This window comes from Brevundimonas sp., from assembly GCF_052436175.1.
Classification (GTDB): domain Bacteria; phylum Pseudomonadota; class Alphaproteobacteria; order Caulobacterales; family Caulobacteraceae; genus Brevundimonas.
In genome coordinates this window covers 1-14,241 of record NZ_JBQVNM010000070.1, presented here as the reverse complement: position 1 = coordinate 14,241, position 14,241 = coordinate 1, and the positions used below count along the sequence as shown (strand labels likewise).

The window sequence follows — 14,241 nt, the reverse complement described above, 5'->3', positions numbered from 1 at the left end:
GCGAACACGGTGTCTGGGGTTGGCCCCTTCCACCGCGAAGACGCGGTCCCCCTCCCCCGATGGGGGAGGACTTCGTCATGCTGATCGTTCGTCCCGCCGGCCCGGCCGATCTCGACCATCTGCTGGAACTGGCCATCCTGTCCGGGCCGGGCTTCACCAGCCTGCCCGAGGATCCGGACGCCTTGGCCGACCGGCTGGAGCTCAGCCGCGCCAGCTTCGCCGGCCAGACCAAGCCCCAGGAGGCCTGGTACACCCTGATGCTGGAAGACGCCGCGACGGGCGACATCGACGGCGTGGGGTCGGTCAAGGCGACCGTCGGGCTGAAACGCCCCTTCTTCAGCTTCCGGGTGGTGAACAACGCCCAGTCGTCGCCGTCGCTGAACATCCGCCTGGAGCACCAGACCCTGGTGCTGGTCAACGAATGCACCGGCTGGACCGAGGTCGGCTCCCTGTTCCTGAAGGCCGACCGGCGTAAGGGCGGGGCGGGCCGGCTGCTCAGCCAGTCGCGCTACATGCTGATCGGAGCCCAGCCCGACCTGTTCGCCGACACGGTGCTGGCCGAGTTGCGCGGCGTCTTCACCCCCGACGGGGCCTGTCCCTTCTGGGACCATGTGGCCCACAAGTTCTTCCCGATGGACTTCGATCAGGCCGATCACATGACCGGCTCGACGGACAAGCAGTTCATCCTCGACCTGGCGCCGCGCCACCCGATCTATCTGAACCTGCTGCCTGAGCCCGCCCGCGCGGTGATCGGCAAGGTCCACCCCCAGGGCGTCCCGGCCATGGCCCTGCTGGAAAGTGAGGGGTTTCGGCCCAACGGGCTGGTCGATATCTTCGACGCGGGCCCCACCGTGACCTGCGGCCGCGACAATATCCGCACCGTGCGCGACGCCCGCGCCCTGACGGTGCGCATCGCCACCGAAGTGGAGGCCGAACTGCCCGGCCTGATCTCGACCGACAGCGTTTCGGCATTTCGCGCTGTCCGCCAGAAGGTGGCGGTCGAGGGTGACGCGGCGGTGATCTCGGCCGAGACGGCGGAGGCGCTGAAGGTGAAGGCGGGCGACACAGTGCGAGTGAAATCATGACCCAGTTGACCTCCATCGACCCCGCCACCGGCCAGACGGTCTGGGAGGGCGCCGCCTCCAGCCCGGCCGAGGTCGCCGCCGCCGTCGCCCGCGCCCGCGCCGCCATCCACGACTGGGCCGACCGGCCGCGTCAGGACCGGATCGACGCCGTCAAACGCTATCAGGCCGTTCTGAAACGCCGCACGCCCGAAATCGCCGAGGCCATCAGCCGAGAGACCGGCAAGGCCCTGTGGGAAACCACCGCCGAGCTGGGCTCCATGGCCGGCAAGGTGGACATCTCGATCCGCGCCTATGACGAGCGCACCGGGGAGCGCACGGCCCAGACCGCCTTCGGTCACGCAACCCTGCGGCACCGTCCGCACGGGGTCGCGGCGGTGCTCGGGCCGTTCAACTTCCCCGGTCACCTGCCCAACGGCCATATCGTCCCCGCCCTGCTGGCCGGGGACACGGTGGTGTTCAAGCCGTCGGAGGAGACGCCCTGGACCGGCGCCCTGATGGCCGAATGCCTGGCCGAGGCTGACCTGCCCGAGGGCGTGTTCAATCTGATTCAGGGCGGTCGGGATGTCGGAGCCGCCCTACTGGACCAGCCGATCGACGCCCTGATGTTCACCGGCTCGGGCGCGGCGGGGGCCTATTTCCGGCGCAAGTTCGCCGACGATCCGCACGTCATCCTCGCCCTCGAACTGGGCGGCAACAATCCGCTGGTGGTCTGGGATGCGGCGGACGCACAGGCCGTGGCGGGCATCGTGGTCCAGTCGGCCTTCGTCACCACGGGCCAGCGCTGCTCCTGCGCCCGTCGCCTGGTCCTGCCCGAGGGCGCGGCGGGCGATGCGGTGGTCGAGGCGGTCGCGGCCATGGCCGACCGGCTGAACTTCGCCCCGTGGGATTCGACGCCCGAGCCCTACGCCGGGCCGCTGATCTCGGTGAACGCCGCCCAGGCCGCGCTTCAGGCCCTACAACAGCGCATTGACCTCGGCGCCAAGGTGATCCGTTCGTCAGGGCCGGTCGGCAACCTGCCCGGCGCCTTCGTGAAGCCCGCCATCATTGACGTGACCGGGCTGAACGTGCTGGACGAGGAGATGTTCGCCCCCTTCCTTCAGGTGATCCGCGTCCCGAGCTTCGAGGCGGCGATCGAGGCGGCCAACGCCACCCGCTACGGCCTGTCAGCGGGTCTGGTCAGCGACGATCCGAAGAACTGGGACCGATTCATCAACCGCATCCGCGCGGGGGTGGCCAACTTCAACCGCCCGACTACGGGAGCGGCCGGAGACATGCCCTTCGGCGGTCTGGGCGACAGCGGCAACCACCGGCCCAGCGCATACTACGCCGCCGACTACTGCGCCTATCCGGTGGCGAGTTTCGAGGCGGGGGCTGTGAAGAACATCGAGAGTGAGATGCGGGGATTGAAACAATGACCCTCTCCCCTTGTGGGAGAGGGCTTGAGCGCACGACGCCATTCATGGCGTCGTTCTTGCGCGAAAGGGTGAGGGGTGAAGCCTGTGGGACAGCTTCAGCCTCTGACCCCCTCACCCGACCGCGCCAGAACGACCGCTTCGCGCCCGTGCGCGGTCTCCCTCTCCCACAAGGGGAGAGGGAGCATTGAAGGCGACAGAAGCCAACGCCGACGGCCTGATCGGCCCGACCCATTCCTATGCGGGTCTGTCGCCCGGCAACCTCGCCTCCAGTCTGAACCGGGGCGAGGCGTCCAATCCGCGAGCGGCCGTCTTGCAGGGGCTGCAGAAGATGAAGGCCCTGGCCGATCTGGGCTTGCCTCAGTTCGTCCTGCCGCCGCAGGAGCGGCCTTATATTCCCTTCCTGCGGAGCCTCGGCTTCACCGGTTCGGACGCCGCCGTGCTGGAGACGGCGTGGAAACAGGCGCCCAGCTTCGCCGCCGCCGCCTGTTCCGCCTCGGCCATGTGGGCGGCCAACGCCGCGACGGTGACGCCCAGCGCTGACAGCGCCGACGGCCGGGTCCATTTCACCCCCGCCAACCTGACCACCAACCTGCACCGCTCGCTGGAGCACCGGCAGACGAAGCGGTCGCTTCAGGCGCTCTTCCCCGATCCTGACCGGTTCGCCGTCCACGACGCCCTGCCGTCCGTCGCTCATCTGGCCGACGAGGGCGCCGCGAACCATGTCCGGCTCTGCGCCGACCACGGCGAGTCCGGCGTCAACCTGATGGTCTGGGGCCGTGAGGCCTTCGAGGCCTGGGACGGGGCGTTTCCGGCGCGCCAGACGCGCGAGGCGTCAGAAGCGATCATGCGCCGCCATGAGGCGGGCCGGCCGGTGCTGGCGCGACAGGGCCGGGCGGCCATCGCGGGCGGGACCTTCCACAACGACGTCGTCTGTGTCGGGGCTCTGGACACTCTCTTCTTCCACGACCTCGCCTTCGAAGACACGGCGGGAACCAAGGCCGCCATTCGCGCCGCCGCGACCGGGTTCGAGCCCGTCTTCGTGGAGGTGTCTTCCGACGATCTGCCGCTGGCCGACGCCATCTCCTCCTACTTGTTCAACTCCATGCTGATCCGGGTTCCGGGCGAGGATCGCATGACCCTGGTCTGTCCCACCGAGACGCGCGACAATCCGCGCAGCCATGCGGTGGCGCAGGGGCTCGCGGCGTCGAACGGCCCGATCGGGGCGGTGCGCTATGTCGATGTGCGCCAGTCGATGCGCAACGGCGGCGGGCCAGCCTGCCTGCGGCTGCGCGTCGTCCTGACCGAGGCCGAGCTGGCGGCGACCCATCCGGCCATGCGGATGACCGACGACCTGTTCGCGCGCCTGACCGTCTGGGGCGAGCGCTGGTATCGGGACCGGCTGACGGCGTCCGACCTGTCCGATCCGGCCCTGTTGACCGAGACGCGCGAGGCGCTGGATGAGTTGACGACGATTCTAGATCTCGGAGGCGTCTTCTATCCGTTTCAGAAGGGCTGACGGTAGCGACCCACCGCAGCAGAAGACGATTGATCACCCGCTTTCGTCATTCCGGGCGAAGGCGAGCAAAGCGAGGCGGAGACCCGGAACAAGGCGGCGCCGTAGCGAAGCGCAGGCGATGTGTCTTCACGGCAACCGCCAAAAATCGCGACAGCTTCGCGCTCTCGCGCGCCGCCTCGTTCCGGGTCTCCGCTGCGCTTCGCCCGGAATGACGAAAGAGATACTGGGCTCCCGTCGAACGGCCCGTGTGTTGGAAGCGGCGGATGGGACTATGCTCTGAAAAACCTGGAGCCGCCCATGACCGATTCCGCACCCGCTTCCGATCCCATGACCCCCGGCCGCCGGTTGCGGAACATCATCGGCGGGTCGGCCGGCAATCTGGTGGAGTGGTTCGACTGGTACGCCTATGCGGCCTTCACCCTCTATTTCGCGCCGCTGTTCTTCCCCTCGGCCAATGACACGGCGGAGCTGTTGCAGGCGGCGGCGGTGTTCGCGGTGGGCTTCCTGATGCGGCCCGTCGGGGCCTGGATCATGGGGGTCTATGCGGATCGTAAGGGGAGGAAGGCCGGGTTGACCCTGTCGGTCACCCTGATGTGCACCGGTTCGCTGATTATCGCCTGCCTGCCGACCTATGCGACCATCGGCCTCGCGGCGCCGGCGCTGCTGTTGGTCGCGCGAATGATGCAGGGGCTCAGCGTCGGCGGCGAGTATGGCTCGTCGGCCACCTATTTGTCGGAAATGGCGACGGCGAAGCATCGCGGCTTCTGGTCCAGCTTCCAGTACGTCACCCTCATTTCCGGCCAGTTGCTGGCCCTGGCCCTGCTGATCGTCTTGCAGAACACGATGAGCGAGGCGGCCCTGTCATCCTGGGGCTGGCGTATTCCTTTCTTCGTCGGGGCGGGGCTGGCGGTGATCGTCTTCTGGCTGCGTCGCCGGCTGGATGAGACGCGCGCCTTTTCATCGGAGGAGACGCGCGCGGCGCCCAAATCCAGCGCCCTGTTGCTGATCCTGAAACACCCCAGGGAGGCCCTGCTGGTCATCGGCCTGACCGCCGGGGGCACGCTGGCCTTCTATACCTACACGACCTACCTCCAGAAGTTCCTGACCAACACCTCGGGCTTCTCCAAGGCGACCGCGACGGAGATCAGCGCGGCGGCCCTGCTGGTCTTCATGCTGATCCAGCCCGCCGTCGGCGCCCTGTCGGACCGGGTGGGGCGCAAGCCGGTGATGATCGCCTTCGGGGTTCTGGGCGTCCTGTGCACCGTGCCGATCATGACGACGCTGGCGACGACGACGAACCCGTTCGCCGCTTTCGGCCTGTCGCTGGCCGCGCTCGTCATCGTGTCGGGCTATACGGCGATCAATGCGGTGGTGAAGGCCGAGCTGTTCCCGGCCCATATCCGGGCCCTGGGCGTGGCTTTGCCCTACGCCCTCGCCAACGCCGTGTTCGGCGGCACCGCCGAATACGTCGCCCTGTGGTTCAAGCTGGAGGGGCAGGAGAGCCGCTATTTCTGGTACGTCACGGTGATGATCGGGGTGTCCCTGATCACCTATGTCTTCATGCGCGATACGAAGGCCAGGAGCCTGATTACGCACGACTAGGCCGCGAACCGGCCTCCGCGCGCCGCATAGGCCTGCGACCCCTTCGTAAACACACGATCCGTCGGCAGGATCGTCTCGACCGGAATTTCCTCGGCGCCCTTCAGAGCCGCATAGATCGGCTCGAAATCCTGCAGGGTCACGGCCTTCAGGGCCTCGACCGAGGGGATGACGAAATAGGTCTGCTGGAAGTCGTCGATCCGGTAGAGGGTCCGCATGACCCGCTCCAGGTCGAAGCCGAGGCGGTTGGGCGACGGGTCTTCCAGGGCGAAGACGCTCTCGGTCGCCGACGAGACGATGCCGGCGCCGAACAGCTTCAGGCCGCCCGCCTCCTCGATCAGGCCGAACTCGACCGTGTACCAGTAGAGGCGCGCCAGATTGGGCAGCATGCCCAGGGATTGCGCGCGCTGCCCGCCCTGACCATAGGCCTGCATATAGTCGGCGAAATCCGGGTCGGTCAGCATCGGCACATGGCCGAAGACGTCGTGGAAGATGTCCGGCTCCTGCAGATAGTCCAGCTGGTCGCGCCGCCGGATGAACTGGCCGGAAACGAAGCGGCGGTTGGCCAGATGGTCGAAGAAGACGTCGTCAGGCACCAGACCCGGCACGCAGACGACCTCCCAGCCGGTCAGGGCCTTGAGCTTGGGATTGAGCAGGGCCAAATCCGGGATGCCGCCGCCGCCCAGGTCCAGCGCCCGCGTGCCCTTCAGAAAGGCGTCGCAGGCGCGGCCGGACAGTATCTGCATCTGCCGCGCGTAGAGGATGTCCCAGGTCGCGTGCTCTTCCTCGCTATAGGCGCGCCAGTTCTGGCTGATGGTCCAGTCGGCGGCCGCGCCCGGGGGCGGGGTCTCGAAGACATGTTCGAAGTCGGACATGGGAGCTCCTCTCTGGCGGGCGCCTCTGCGGGACCTCGCCTCAGGCCGTCTATCTAGGCTGACCTGGCCCTCATATCCAGTGAACGGGCGCCTAGTGGATGGGCGAGTGGCGCGGCGCGTGGTGGCCCTCGGCGTCGATGGTGAACCAGCGCGCGGCGTCGTGGGGCGTCAGCGGCGGCAGGTCGGGATCGACCTCCAGCACGTTCTCGGCCGCATAGACGGTGAAGCCGGCCTCCTCGCCGATGGCCATGACCCGGTAGAAGGGCTGGTCCGGCTGGTCCGGGCCCGGGGCGTCCGGCGCGCCGGCATAGGCGGCGTCGACATCGACGACCAGGCCGCGAAAGGCATGATCGCGGTGGCGAACGATCTGGCCGAGGGCGAAATGGGCGGTCCGGGGCTGGGTCATGCCCCGGAACCTACGCTCCCCAACCTGAGCCGGATCAGGCCGGGCTGTTCATGTCAGGGTCATGTTTCGGCGGTGGCACATTCGCTTGGCGTCCGCCCACGGACGAGTCTAGTCTGCTTGGGACGGGCGCCTTTTCGGCGCGCCCATAGGAAAGTTCGGCCCATGCCGGAACCAGACGCCGCGCCGGGGAGGCGCGACGAACGGTCCCCGCGCCGCCGCTCCGGTCATCGCGCCTCGGGCGGCGGATCGGGGGCAGGCGGAGCCCAGTCGGGCGCGCCCCTCTACGGCGCACTGGACCTGGGGACCAATAATTGCCGCCTGCTGATCGCGCGGCCGGCCCGCGACGGCTTTCGCGTCGTCGACAGCTTCAGCCGCATCGTGCGGCTGGGCGAGGGCCTGTCCCTGACCGGGCGGCTGGACGCGGCGGCGATGGACCGCACCTATGACGCCCTGGCCCATTGCGCCGAGCGGATCGGACGCAAGGGGCTGGACGCCTCCCGCCTGAGCGCCGTCGCCACCCAGGCCTGTCGCGCGGCCGAGAACGGTCAGGCCTTCGTCGAGCGGGTGCGGCGCGGCACCGGCCTGAACCTGCGGATCATCGACCCGGCCGAGGAGGCGCGGCTGTCGGTTCAGGGTTGTCTGAACCTGTTCGATCCCACGGCCGACGCCGTTCTGGTGATCGACGTCGGCGGCGGCTCGACGGAGCTGTCCTGGCTGAAGCGTCAAGGCCGCGAGATGAAGACGGTCGCCTGGATGTCCGCGCCCCTGGGGGTGGTCACCCTGGCCGAACGCCATCCCGAGCCGCCTGCGGGGTCGCCGGACGAGAATGCGCGCTGGTATGAGGCCATGGTGGCGGATGTCTCGGCGGCGCTGGCGGCCGGATGCGCGACCGATCCGGCGCTGGAGGTCCTGCGCACCTCGGGCCGCAGTCATCTGGTCGGCACGTCCGGCGCCATCACCAGTCTGGCGGGGGTTCACCTGAACCTGAGGCGGTATCAGCGGGATCTGGTCGACGGCCTGTGGATGACGCGCGACCAGTGCGACGCGGCCACCCGCCGCCTGCGCGACATGGGCGCCGCCGGACGGGCGGCCGAGGCCTGCATCGGGCCCAATCGCGCCGATCTGGTGCTGGCGGGGGCCGCCATCCTGGACGCCGTCCAGCGCGCCTGGCCGTGCGAGCGGGTCCGGGTCGCGGACCGGGGCCTGCGCGAGGGCCTGTTGCTGGAGCGGATGCAGGCGGATCGCAGCCTGACCCGACGTCGCCGTCGTGGCCGGGGGAGAGCGCCGTCAGGCGGGGCTCAGACTGAAGGCGCCGGCGCGCCGGAGACCTGAACCGGCAGGGTGATGTCGCAGACCGAGAAATCCGCCCCGCGCGCCGTCCGCATCTGACCGGCCAAATCCCGGAACCGGGGCGAGGCGGTGTCCAGCACCTGAACCACCGGCCGTTCGGCCTCCGGCAGGTCCGAGGCGATGCGAACCCGCGTCATCACATCGGGCTGGGCGACCATGCCGCTGGCGTCGGTCCCGGCGTTCAGGGCGCGCACCACGTCCAGACCGGCCACGGCCACGCCCCAGACGGTGTAGCGCTTGTCCAGCGAGGGATAGGGCTGGCGCATGATGAAGAACTGGCTGTTGGCCGAATCCGGATTGTCGTCCCGCGCCATGCCCGCCACCCCGGGGCAGTAGAGGCCCCAGCCGTGCACCTTCTGATCGCCCGTCTGGGCCATCAGGGCGTCGGGCTGGCTCTGCACCGGCAGGGCGTGGACGAAGCCGACCACGGCCCCGGCGGGCGTGGCCACGGGGGTGAACGGCAGATCCGGGCCGCGACGAAAGGTGAATTCGGCCTTCAGGTCGGGCCAAGCGCTCTGGCCATCTCCGGTGCCGAGGGGGTCGCCGGTCTGGGCCATGAAATAGTCGATGACCCGGTGCCATTTGAGGCCGTCATAGACATTGGCGCGGGCCAGCAGGCGGATGCGCTCGACGTGCAGAGGGGCGATCTCGGGCGCCAGCTCGACCAGGACACGCCCCTTGGTCGTGTCGATGATCATCAGGTTCTCGGGCGGGACGGTGCGCCACTCCGACGGCGGCGTCGCCACCGGCGGTGCAGGGGCCGGGGGCGGCGCCTCGGCGGGGGACGCGGCCGGCTCGGCCGGCGTCGTCTGGGCGAGGGCGGCGCCGGCGAAGACAAGCGCCAGGGCGCTCGCCGCCGCCAAAGAGGATCTGATGCTCATGGTCGCCGCTCCCGAATCACGGCGTCCGGGGATCAGCCGCCGGTCACCTGAACGGGAACTTCGACATCACAGACGTTGAAGGTCAATCCGCCGGCGGTGCGGGCGGCCTCATAGCGCGTCACGAAAGACGGGCTGCGGGGGTCCTGAATACGCACCGAGGGGCGTTCGCCCTCGGGCAGGGCGTCGGCCAGGCGAACCTTGGTCATGACGTCGGCGCCTTCGCCCACTGCGCCGTTGTTCTCTTCCGAGCCGGCCTTGAGCGCCTTGACGACATCCAGACCGCCGACGATGCGGCCGAACGCCGTGTACTGCCCGTTCAGCAGGTCCGAGCGACCGGTCATCAGATAGAACTGGCTGTTGGCGCTGTCGGGCGATCCCGCCCGCGCCATGCCCAGGGTCGAGGGGCAGAAGAGGCCGAAGGCGGGAACCTTCATGTCGGCCGTGACGAACATCTGCGCGTCCGGCTGGGTCTGGACCGGCACGCCGTTGTAATAGCCGCGATAGCCCTCGCCGCCGCCGACGACCGGCTGGAAGGCGCCGCCGCGCCCACGCCGGAAAACGAACTCGGCCTTGAGGTCGGGCAGGTCGCTGCCGCCCTGACCCGTGCCCTGGGGATCGCCTGTCTGGGCCATGAAGCCGGAGATGACGCGGTGGAACTTGATGCCGTCGTAAAAGCCGCGCCGGGTCAGGGTCTGGACCCGCTCGACGTGGGCGGGCGCCATGGTGGGATCCAGCTCGACGAGGATGCGGCCCTTGGTCGTGTCGATGACCATGAGATTTTCCGGCGCGACCGTCCGCCACTGGTCGGCAGGCAGCAGGGCGGCCGGCGCTGCGGCCGCAGGCGCGGCGGCGGGACGGGACTGGGCCAAGGTCGGACCGGAGGCGGTGGTGGACAGGAGTAGGGCGGAAGCAACCGCCGCAGAGACGCGGATCATGAGTGAGGCTTGACCTTCTGGCGAACCGCCGCCGCCACGGCGGGGGGAACGAAACTGTCGATGTCGCCGTCCAGCCGGGCGATCTCCTTCACGAGGCGGGAGGCGATCGCCTGGTGGCGCGGATCGGCCATCAGGAACACCGTCTCGATGTCCTGATTGAGGCGCTGGTTCATGGCCGTCATCTGGAACTCGTACTCGAAATCCGCGACGGCGCGCAGGCCGCGCACGATGACGCTGGCGTCCAGCTCTTCCGCGAAATGCATCAGCAGGCTGGAGAAGGGTTTGACGACGATGTCGGCGTCGAAGCGGGCGACTTCGGCGCGGACCATCTCCACGCGCTCGTCCGTCAGGAACAGGGGGCCCTTGTCGTCGTTCTGCGCCACGCCGACGACCAGCCGGTCGACCAGCTTCATGGCCCGGCCGATGATGTCCAGATGGCCGTTCGTCACCGGATCGAAGGTGCCCGGATACAGTCCGATACGCATGGCGCTTCCTCCCCGGGGCAGTTCCTCCCCGCCTGAACCGCGTTGTTAGCAGGTGCGAAACGGAGGGCCTAGAGGCCCGGGTCCCGGATCAGGCGGCGGCCATGACGCTCTGGAAGAGTACGGCGCCGTCGGCCGAGCCCAGTTCGGCCTCGAAGGCGCGGTCGGGGTGCGGCATCATGCCCAGCACATTGCCGCGCGCGTTCTGGATGCCGGCGATGTCGGCGACGGATCCGTTGGGGTTGTCGACATAGCGGAAGACGACCTGTCCCTCGCCTTCGATCCGGGCCAGGGTCTCGGCGTCGGCGAAGAAGTTTCCGTCGCCGTTGCCCTGGGTCATGACCACCTCGCGCTGGCCCTGATAGCCGGCGGTGAAGCGGGTCTGGCCGTTGGCGACGGTCAGGCTGATCGGCTTGCAGACGTACTTCAGGCCCGAGTTGCGCAGCAGGGCGCCCGGCAGCATTCCGGCCTCGCACAGAATCTGGAAGCCGTTGCAGATGCCGACCACGGCCACGCCGTCATCGGCGGCCTTCTTGACCGCCTGCATGATCGGCGCCTGGGCGGCCATGGCGCCGCAACGCAGATAGTCGCCGTAGGAGAAGCCGCCCGGCAGGACGATCAGGTCCAGACCCGAAGGCAACTCGGTCTCGGCGTGCCAGACCATCTCGACCCGCTCGCCGGTGGAGCGTTCGACGGCGACCTTGCAGTCGCGATCACAGTTGGATCCGGGGAAGACGATGACGGCTGCGCTCATGGGCGGGCGTCTAGCAGGATTCCGTCGAGGTGTCAGTGGGCGGGATCGAGAAGTCCAAGGCGGGTTTCTATGCGATTCAACTGGTCGTCGTGACGGCCGAGCTTCACATAGATATTGCCGACCTCTTGCGACGTGGCCAACTGGTGCTGGCGGATAGCCTGAAGCTCACCCTTCACCTCGCCCATGGTCATTTCCATGCGGTCAAGGCGGCCCTGAATGGATTTCAGGACTTCGTAGAGCAGATCGTTGGTCACATCGGCCATGCACTCACGCTAGCACTAGGCGAACAAAAAGAAAACGTCAGGGTTGTGTGCGGCGGCCGTCCCACGCGGCCAGCGCCCAGATCACGAGACCGCCCAGCGTGAGGCCGACTGCGACCCACCCGGTCGCGCCCCAGCCCAGTCCCGACGCCACGGCCATGCCCGCCAGCAGGGGGCCGAGAGCGTTCGCGGTGTTGAAGGCCGAATGGTTCAGGGCGGCCGCCAGGGTCTGGGCCTCGCCCGCCACATCCATCAGCCGGGTCTGCAGGATCGACCCCAGGCCGCCGCCGGCGCCGATGGCCAGGACGACGGGGAACAGGGTCCAGAGGCTGTGCGACGCCGCCGGATAGAGGGCCAGGGCGATGGCGCTCCAGATCAGCAGGCCCGCCGCCGCCTTGAAGCCGAACCGGTCCCCGGCCCAGGCGCCGAGCAGGTTGCCGGTGAACATGCCGACGCCGAAGACGGCGAAGACCCAGGCGGCGACCTCGGGCCCGACGCCGGTCACCTCGCGCAGGGTCGAGGCCAGATAGGCGTAGACCGCGAACATGCCGCCGAAGCCGATGGCGCTGACGCCGAGGGTCAGCCAGACCTGCCGGTTCTTCAAAGCGGCCAGTTCGCGCAGGGCGCCGGCTCCCGGTCGTGCGGCGTCGCGTGGGGCGAAGGCGGCGACGAGAACCACGGTCAGGACGGCCAGAACCGAAACGATGACGAAGGTCGAACGCCAGCCCCAGGTCTGGCTGAGCAAAGTGGCGACGGGCACGCCGATCACCGTGGCGATGGTCAGGCCCATCAGGATGGTGGAGACGGCGCGGGTGCGGATCTCGCGCGGCACGATCGAGGCGGCGACCAGGGCCGCGACGCCGAAATAGGCCCCGTGCGGCAGGCCGCTGAGGAAGCGGAAGACCAGCATCCACTCGAAGGTCGGCGACAGGGCGCTGAGCCCGTTGCCGATGGCGAACAGGCCCATGAGGACGATCAGCAGCAGCCATCGCGGAACCCTGGCGCCCAGAACGGCCAGCAGGGGCGCGCCGACCACGACCCCGGCGGCGTATGCGCTGATGGCGTGGCCCGCAGTAGGCTCATCGACGCCAAGTCCCCGGGCGAAGTCGGGCAGGACGCTCATGGCCGCGAACTCGGTCACCCCGATGGCGAAGCCGCCCATAGCCAGGGCGGTCAGGGTCAGCGCCACCGCCCGACCGGACGGCAGGACGGGCGTGGCGTCCTTGATCTGCGCGCGCGCGAGATCGGTATCGGCGCAGACGCCGCTGTCGGTGGGGGCCATGGGAAAAATCCGGGGCGGGAGCGGATATTGCGCTGCAACATAGGCGTCGCGACCCGGGCTTCAACCCATCCCGTCTTATCGCCGATCACATACGGTTGCGATCCTTAGCCCCGAGCGGTCAGCCCCGGTTCTCGTAGGTCGCCGTGATCGAGGCCTTGGCCAGGGTGTGGAAGTGCAGGTTGAAGCCGAACACCGCGCCGGAATCATCGGCGGTGACGTCGAGACGGTCCACGTCCACCGCGAACACCGTGAAGATGTAGCGGTGCGGGCCATGACCGGGGGGCGGGGCCGCGCCGCCGAACCCGGCCTTGCCGTAGTCCGTCCGCCCCTGAACAGCGCCCTTGGGCAGATCGCCGCCGGGCGAACCGGCGCCCGTGGCCAGCTCCGTCACGTCCGCCGGTATATTGACCACGGTCCAATGCCAGAAGCCCGAACCCGTCGGGGCGTCGGGGTCGTAGCAGGTGATCGCGTAGGATTTCGTCCCCTCGGGCGCGCCCGACCATTTCAGATGCGGGGAGACGTCGCCCAAGGCCTTGACGTGGGCGTCGGGCAGGACGCCGCCGTCGGCGATGTCATTGGAGGTGAGGGTGAAGGTCATGGCAATCTCCGATCAGGACGAGCTCAGAACGCGTCGCCGGGCGATCCGTGCCGCCTCAGGCGACCTCGATCCGGTAGCTTTCGATCACGGTGTTGGCGAGCAGCTGTTCGCACATCTTCTTCGCCTCGGCGGCGGGATCGTCCACGCCCTCGAGATCGAACTCGATCAGCTTGCCGACCCGGGCGCCCGAGACGCCGGTCCAGCCGAGACCCTGAAGGGCGCCCTCGACGGCCTTGCCCTGCACGTCCAGCACGCCGGGCTTGAGGAAGACGTGAGCCTTGACCTTCGCCATCAGTGCAGTCCTCCCTGAATCACGGTCGGCATGTCCTTCATGATGCCCAGGCGGCGCGCCACCTCGGCGTAGGACTCGATCACGCTGCCCATGTCGCGGCGGAAGCGGTCCTTGTCCAGCTTCTCGCCAGTAGCAGTGTCCCACAGGCGGCAGGAATCGGGGCTGATCTCGTCGGCGAGGATGACCCGGGCGAAATCGTTCTCCCAGATGCGGCCGAACTCGATCTTGAAGTCCACCAGGGTGATGCCGACCGCGCCGAACATGCCGCAGAGATAGTCGTTGACCCGCACCGTCATGGCCAGGATGTCGTCGATCTCCTGGGTCGAGGCCCAGTTGAAGGCGGTGATGTGCTCCTCGGTGACCATCGGGTCGTTGAGCTCATCCTTCTTGTAGTAGAATTCGATGATCGAGCGGGGCAGGGGCGTGCCCTCGTCCTGGCCCAGGCGCGTGGCCAGCGAGCCGGCCACGATGTTGCGGCAGACCACCTCCAGCGGAATGATCTCCACCTCGC

At 68.5% G+C, this 14,241-nt stretch carries 16 protein-coding genes; 5 read left to right on the top strand and 11 right to left on the bottom strand.

What is annotated here, in order from left to right:
- The first annotated feature begins 77 nt into the window (after positions 1-77).
- The 4 genes from ACT6QK_RS13090 to ACT6QK_RS13075 all read left to right on the top strand — a co-directional run bounded on the left by ACT6QK_RS13090 (position 78) and on the right by ACT6QK_RS13075 (position 5,618).
- Positions 78-1,085 (top strand): arginine N-succinyltransferase, encoded by a 1,008-nt coding sequence (locus ACT6QK_RS13090; RefSeq protein WP_444598264.1) that lies wholly within the window; start codon positions 78-80, stop codon positions 1,083-1,085.
- Positions 1,082-2,500 (top strand): succinylglutamate-semialdehyde dehydrogenase, encoded by a 1,419-nt coding sequence (gene astD, locus ACT6QK_RS13085; RefSeq protein ID WP_444598263.1) that lies wholly within the window; start codon positions 1,082-1,084, stop codon positions 2,498-2,500. The genes ACT6QK_RS13090 and astD overlap by 4 nt, the downstream gene beginning before the upstream one ends.
- Positions 2,501-2,684: 184 nt before the next feature.
- Entirely contained in the window at positions 2,685-4,016 is a 1,332-nt protein-coding gene (gene astB, locus ACT6QK_RS13080) for an N-succinylarginine dihydrolase (RefSeq protein ID WP_444598262.1), read from the top strand.
- Positions 4,017-4,313: 297 nt separating this feature from the next.
- Entirely contained in the window at positions 4,314-5,618 is a 1,305-nt protein-coding gene (locus ACT6QK_RS13075; RefSeq protein WP_444598261.1) for an MFS transporter, read from the top strand.
- Here the strand turns inward: ACT6QK_RS13075 and phhA are convergent.
- Positions 5,615-6,490, bottom strand: a complete 876-nt coding sequence (gene phhA / locus ACT6QK_RS13070; RefSeq protein ID WP_444598260.1) for a phenylalanine 4-monooxygenase — start codon at positions 6,488-6,490, stop codon at positions 5,615-5,617. The two genes, ACT6QK_RS13075 and phhA, sit on opposite strands and share 4 nt — an antisense overlap.
- A gap of 91 nt (positions 6,491-6,581) precedes the next feature.
- Positions 6,582-6,896, bottom strand: coding sequence for a heat shock protein HspQ (hspQ, locus tag ACT6QK_RS13065; protein WP_444598259.1), 315 nt, complete (start codon positions 6,894-6,896; stop codon positions 6,582-6,584).
- A 162-nt stretch (positions 6,897-7,058) separates the two neighbouring features.
- Between hspQ and ACT6QK_RS13060 the strand changes: the two genes are divergently transcribed.
- Positions 7,059-8,228, top strand: coding sequence for a Ppx/GppA phosphatase family protein (locus ACT6QK_RS13060; protein WP_444598258.1), 1,170 nt, complete (start codon positions 7,059-7,061; stop codon positions 8,226-8,228).
- Here the strand turns inward: ACT6QK_RS13060 and ACT6QK_RS13055 are convergent.
- From ACT6QK_RS13055 to ACT6QK_RS13015, 9 genes are all read right to left on the bottom strand, one after another.
- Positions 8,195-9,127 (bottom strand): peptidylprolyl isomerase, encoded by a 933-nt coding sequence (locus tag ACT6QK_RS13055; RefSeq protein ID WP_444598257.1) that lies wholly within the window; start codon positions 9,125-9,127, stop codon positions 8,195-8,197. The genes ACT6QK_RS13060 and ACT6QK_RS13055 overlap by 34 nt on opposite strands.
- 32 nt (positions 9,128-9,159) lie before the next feature.
- Entirely contained in the window at positions 9,160-10,062 is a 903-nt protein-coding gene (locus ACT6QK_RS13050; RefSeq protein WP_444598256.1) for a peptidylprolyl isomerase, read from the bottom strand.
- The gene (coaD, locus tag ACT6QK_RS13045) at positions 10,059-10,547 is read right to left on the bottom strand and encodes a pantetheine-phosphate adenylyltransferase (RefSeq protein WP_444598255.1); all 489 of its coding nucleotides are present in this window, start codon (positions 10,545-10,547) and stop codon (positions 10,059-10,061) included. Before coaD ends, ACT6QK_RS13050 begins: the two co-directional genes overlap by 4 nt.
- 88 nt (positions 10,548-10,635) lie before the next feature.
- Positions 10,636-11,298, bottom strand: a complete 663-nt coding sequence (purQ, locus tag ACT6QK_RS13040; RefSeq protein WP_444598254.1) for a phosphoribosylformylglycinamidine synthase subunit PurQ — start codon at positions 11,296-11,298, stop codon at positions 10,636-10,638.
- A gap of 32 nt (positions 11,299-11,330) precedes the next feature.
- On the bottom strand, positions 11,331-11,561 hold the full coding sequence (locus tag ACT6QK_RS13035; protein ID WP_444598253.1) for a hypothetical protein: 231 nt from the start codon (positions 11,559-11,561) through the stop codon (positions 11,331-11,333).
- 37 nt (positions 11,562-11,598) lie between these two features.
- The gene (locus ACT6QK_RS13030) at positions 11,599-12,840 is read right to left on the bottom strand and encodes an MFS transporter (RefSeq protein ID WP_444598252.1); all 1,242 of its coding nucleotides are present in this window, start codon (positions 12,838-12,840) and stop codon (positions 11,599-11,601) included.
- A 118-nt stretch (positions 12,841-12,958) separates the two neighbouring features.
- Positions 12,959-13,438 (bottom strand): YbhB/YbcL family Raf kinase inhibitor-like protein, encoded by a 480-nt coding sequence (locus tag ACT6QK_RS13025; RefSeq protein ID WP_444598251.1) that lies wholly within the window; start codon positions 13,436-13,438, stop codon positions 12,959-12,961.
- A 55-nt stretch (positions 13,439-13,493) separates the two neighbouring features.
- Complete coding sequence (purS, locus tag ACT6QK_RS13020) at positions 13,494-13,730, bottom strand: phosphoribosylformylglycinamidine synthase subunit PurS (protein WP_444598250.1); 237 nt, start codon at positions 13,728-13,730, stop codon at positions 13,494-13,496.
- The coding region (locus ACT6QK_RS13015; protein WP_444598249.1) for a phosphoribosylaminoimidazolesuccinocarboxamide synthase at positions 13,730-14,241 on the bottom strand (512 nt) is incomplete at its 5' end. The genes purS and ACT6QK_RS13015, both read right to left, overlap by 1 nt.

What these genes read in the sequence shown, in the direction of transcription:
- ACT6QK_RS13090 (WP_444598264.1), top strand. Translation starts at nt 78, where the DNA reads ATGCTGATCGTTCGTCCCGCCGGCCCGGCCGATCTCGACCATCTGCTG.
- astD (WP_444598263.1), top strand. Translation starts at nt 1,082, where the DNA reads ATGACCCAGTTGACCTCCATCGACCCCGCCACCGGCCAGACGGTCTGG.
- ACT6QK_RS13075 (WP_444598261.1), top strand. Translation starts at nt 4,314, where the DNA reads ATGACCGATTCCGCACCCGCTTCCGATCCCATGACCCCCGGCCGCCGG.
- phhA (WP_444598260.1), bottom strand. Translation starts at nt 6,490, where the DNA reads ATGTCCGACTTCGAACATGTCTTCGAGACCCCGCCCCCGGGCGCGGCC.
- hspQ (WP_444598259.1), bottom strand. Translation starts at nt 6,896, where the DNA reads ATGACCCAGCCCCGGACCGCCCATTTCGCCCTCGGCCAGATCGTTCGC.
- ACT6QK_RS13060 (WP_444598258.1), top strand. Translation starts at nt 7,059, where the DNA reads ATGCCGGAACCAGACGCCGCGCCGGGGAGGCGCGACGAACGGTCCCCG.
- ACT6QK_RS13055 (WP_444598257.1), bottom strand. Translation starts at nt 9,127, where the DNA reads ATGAGCATCAGATCCTCTTTGGCGGCGGCGAGCGCCCTGGCGCTTGTC.
- ACT6QK_RS13050 (WP_444598256.1), bottom strand. Translation starts at nt 10,062, where the DNA reads ATGATCCGCGTCTCTGCGGCGGTTGCTTCCGCCCTACTCCTGTCCACC.
- coaD (WP_444598255.1), bottom strand. Translation starts at nt 10,547, where the DNA reads ATGCGTATCGGACTGTATCCGGGCACCTTCGATCCGGTGACGAACGGC.
- purQ (WP_444598254.1), bottom strand. Translation starts at nt 11,298, where the DNA reads ATGAGCGCAGCCGTCATCGTCTTCCCCGGATCCAACTGTGATCGCGAC.
- ACT6QK_RS13035 (WP_444598253.1), bottom strand. Translation starts at nt 11,561, where the DNA reads ATGGCCGATGTGACCAACGATCTGCTCTACGAAGTCCTGAAATCCATT.
- ACT6QK_RS13030 (WP_444598252.1), bottom strand. Translation starts at nt 12,840, where the DNA reads ATGGCCCCCACCGACAGCGGCGTCTGCGCCGATACCGATCTCGCGCGC.
- ACT6QK_RS13025 (WP_444598251.1), bottom strand. Translation starts at nt 13,438, where the DNA reads ATGACCTTCACCCTCACCTCCAATGACATCGCCGACGGCGGCGTCCTG.
- purS (WP_444598250.1), bottom strand. Translation starts at nt 13,730, where the DNA reads ATGGCGAAGGTCAAGGCTCACGTCTTCCTCAAGCCCGGCGTGCTGGAC.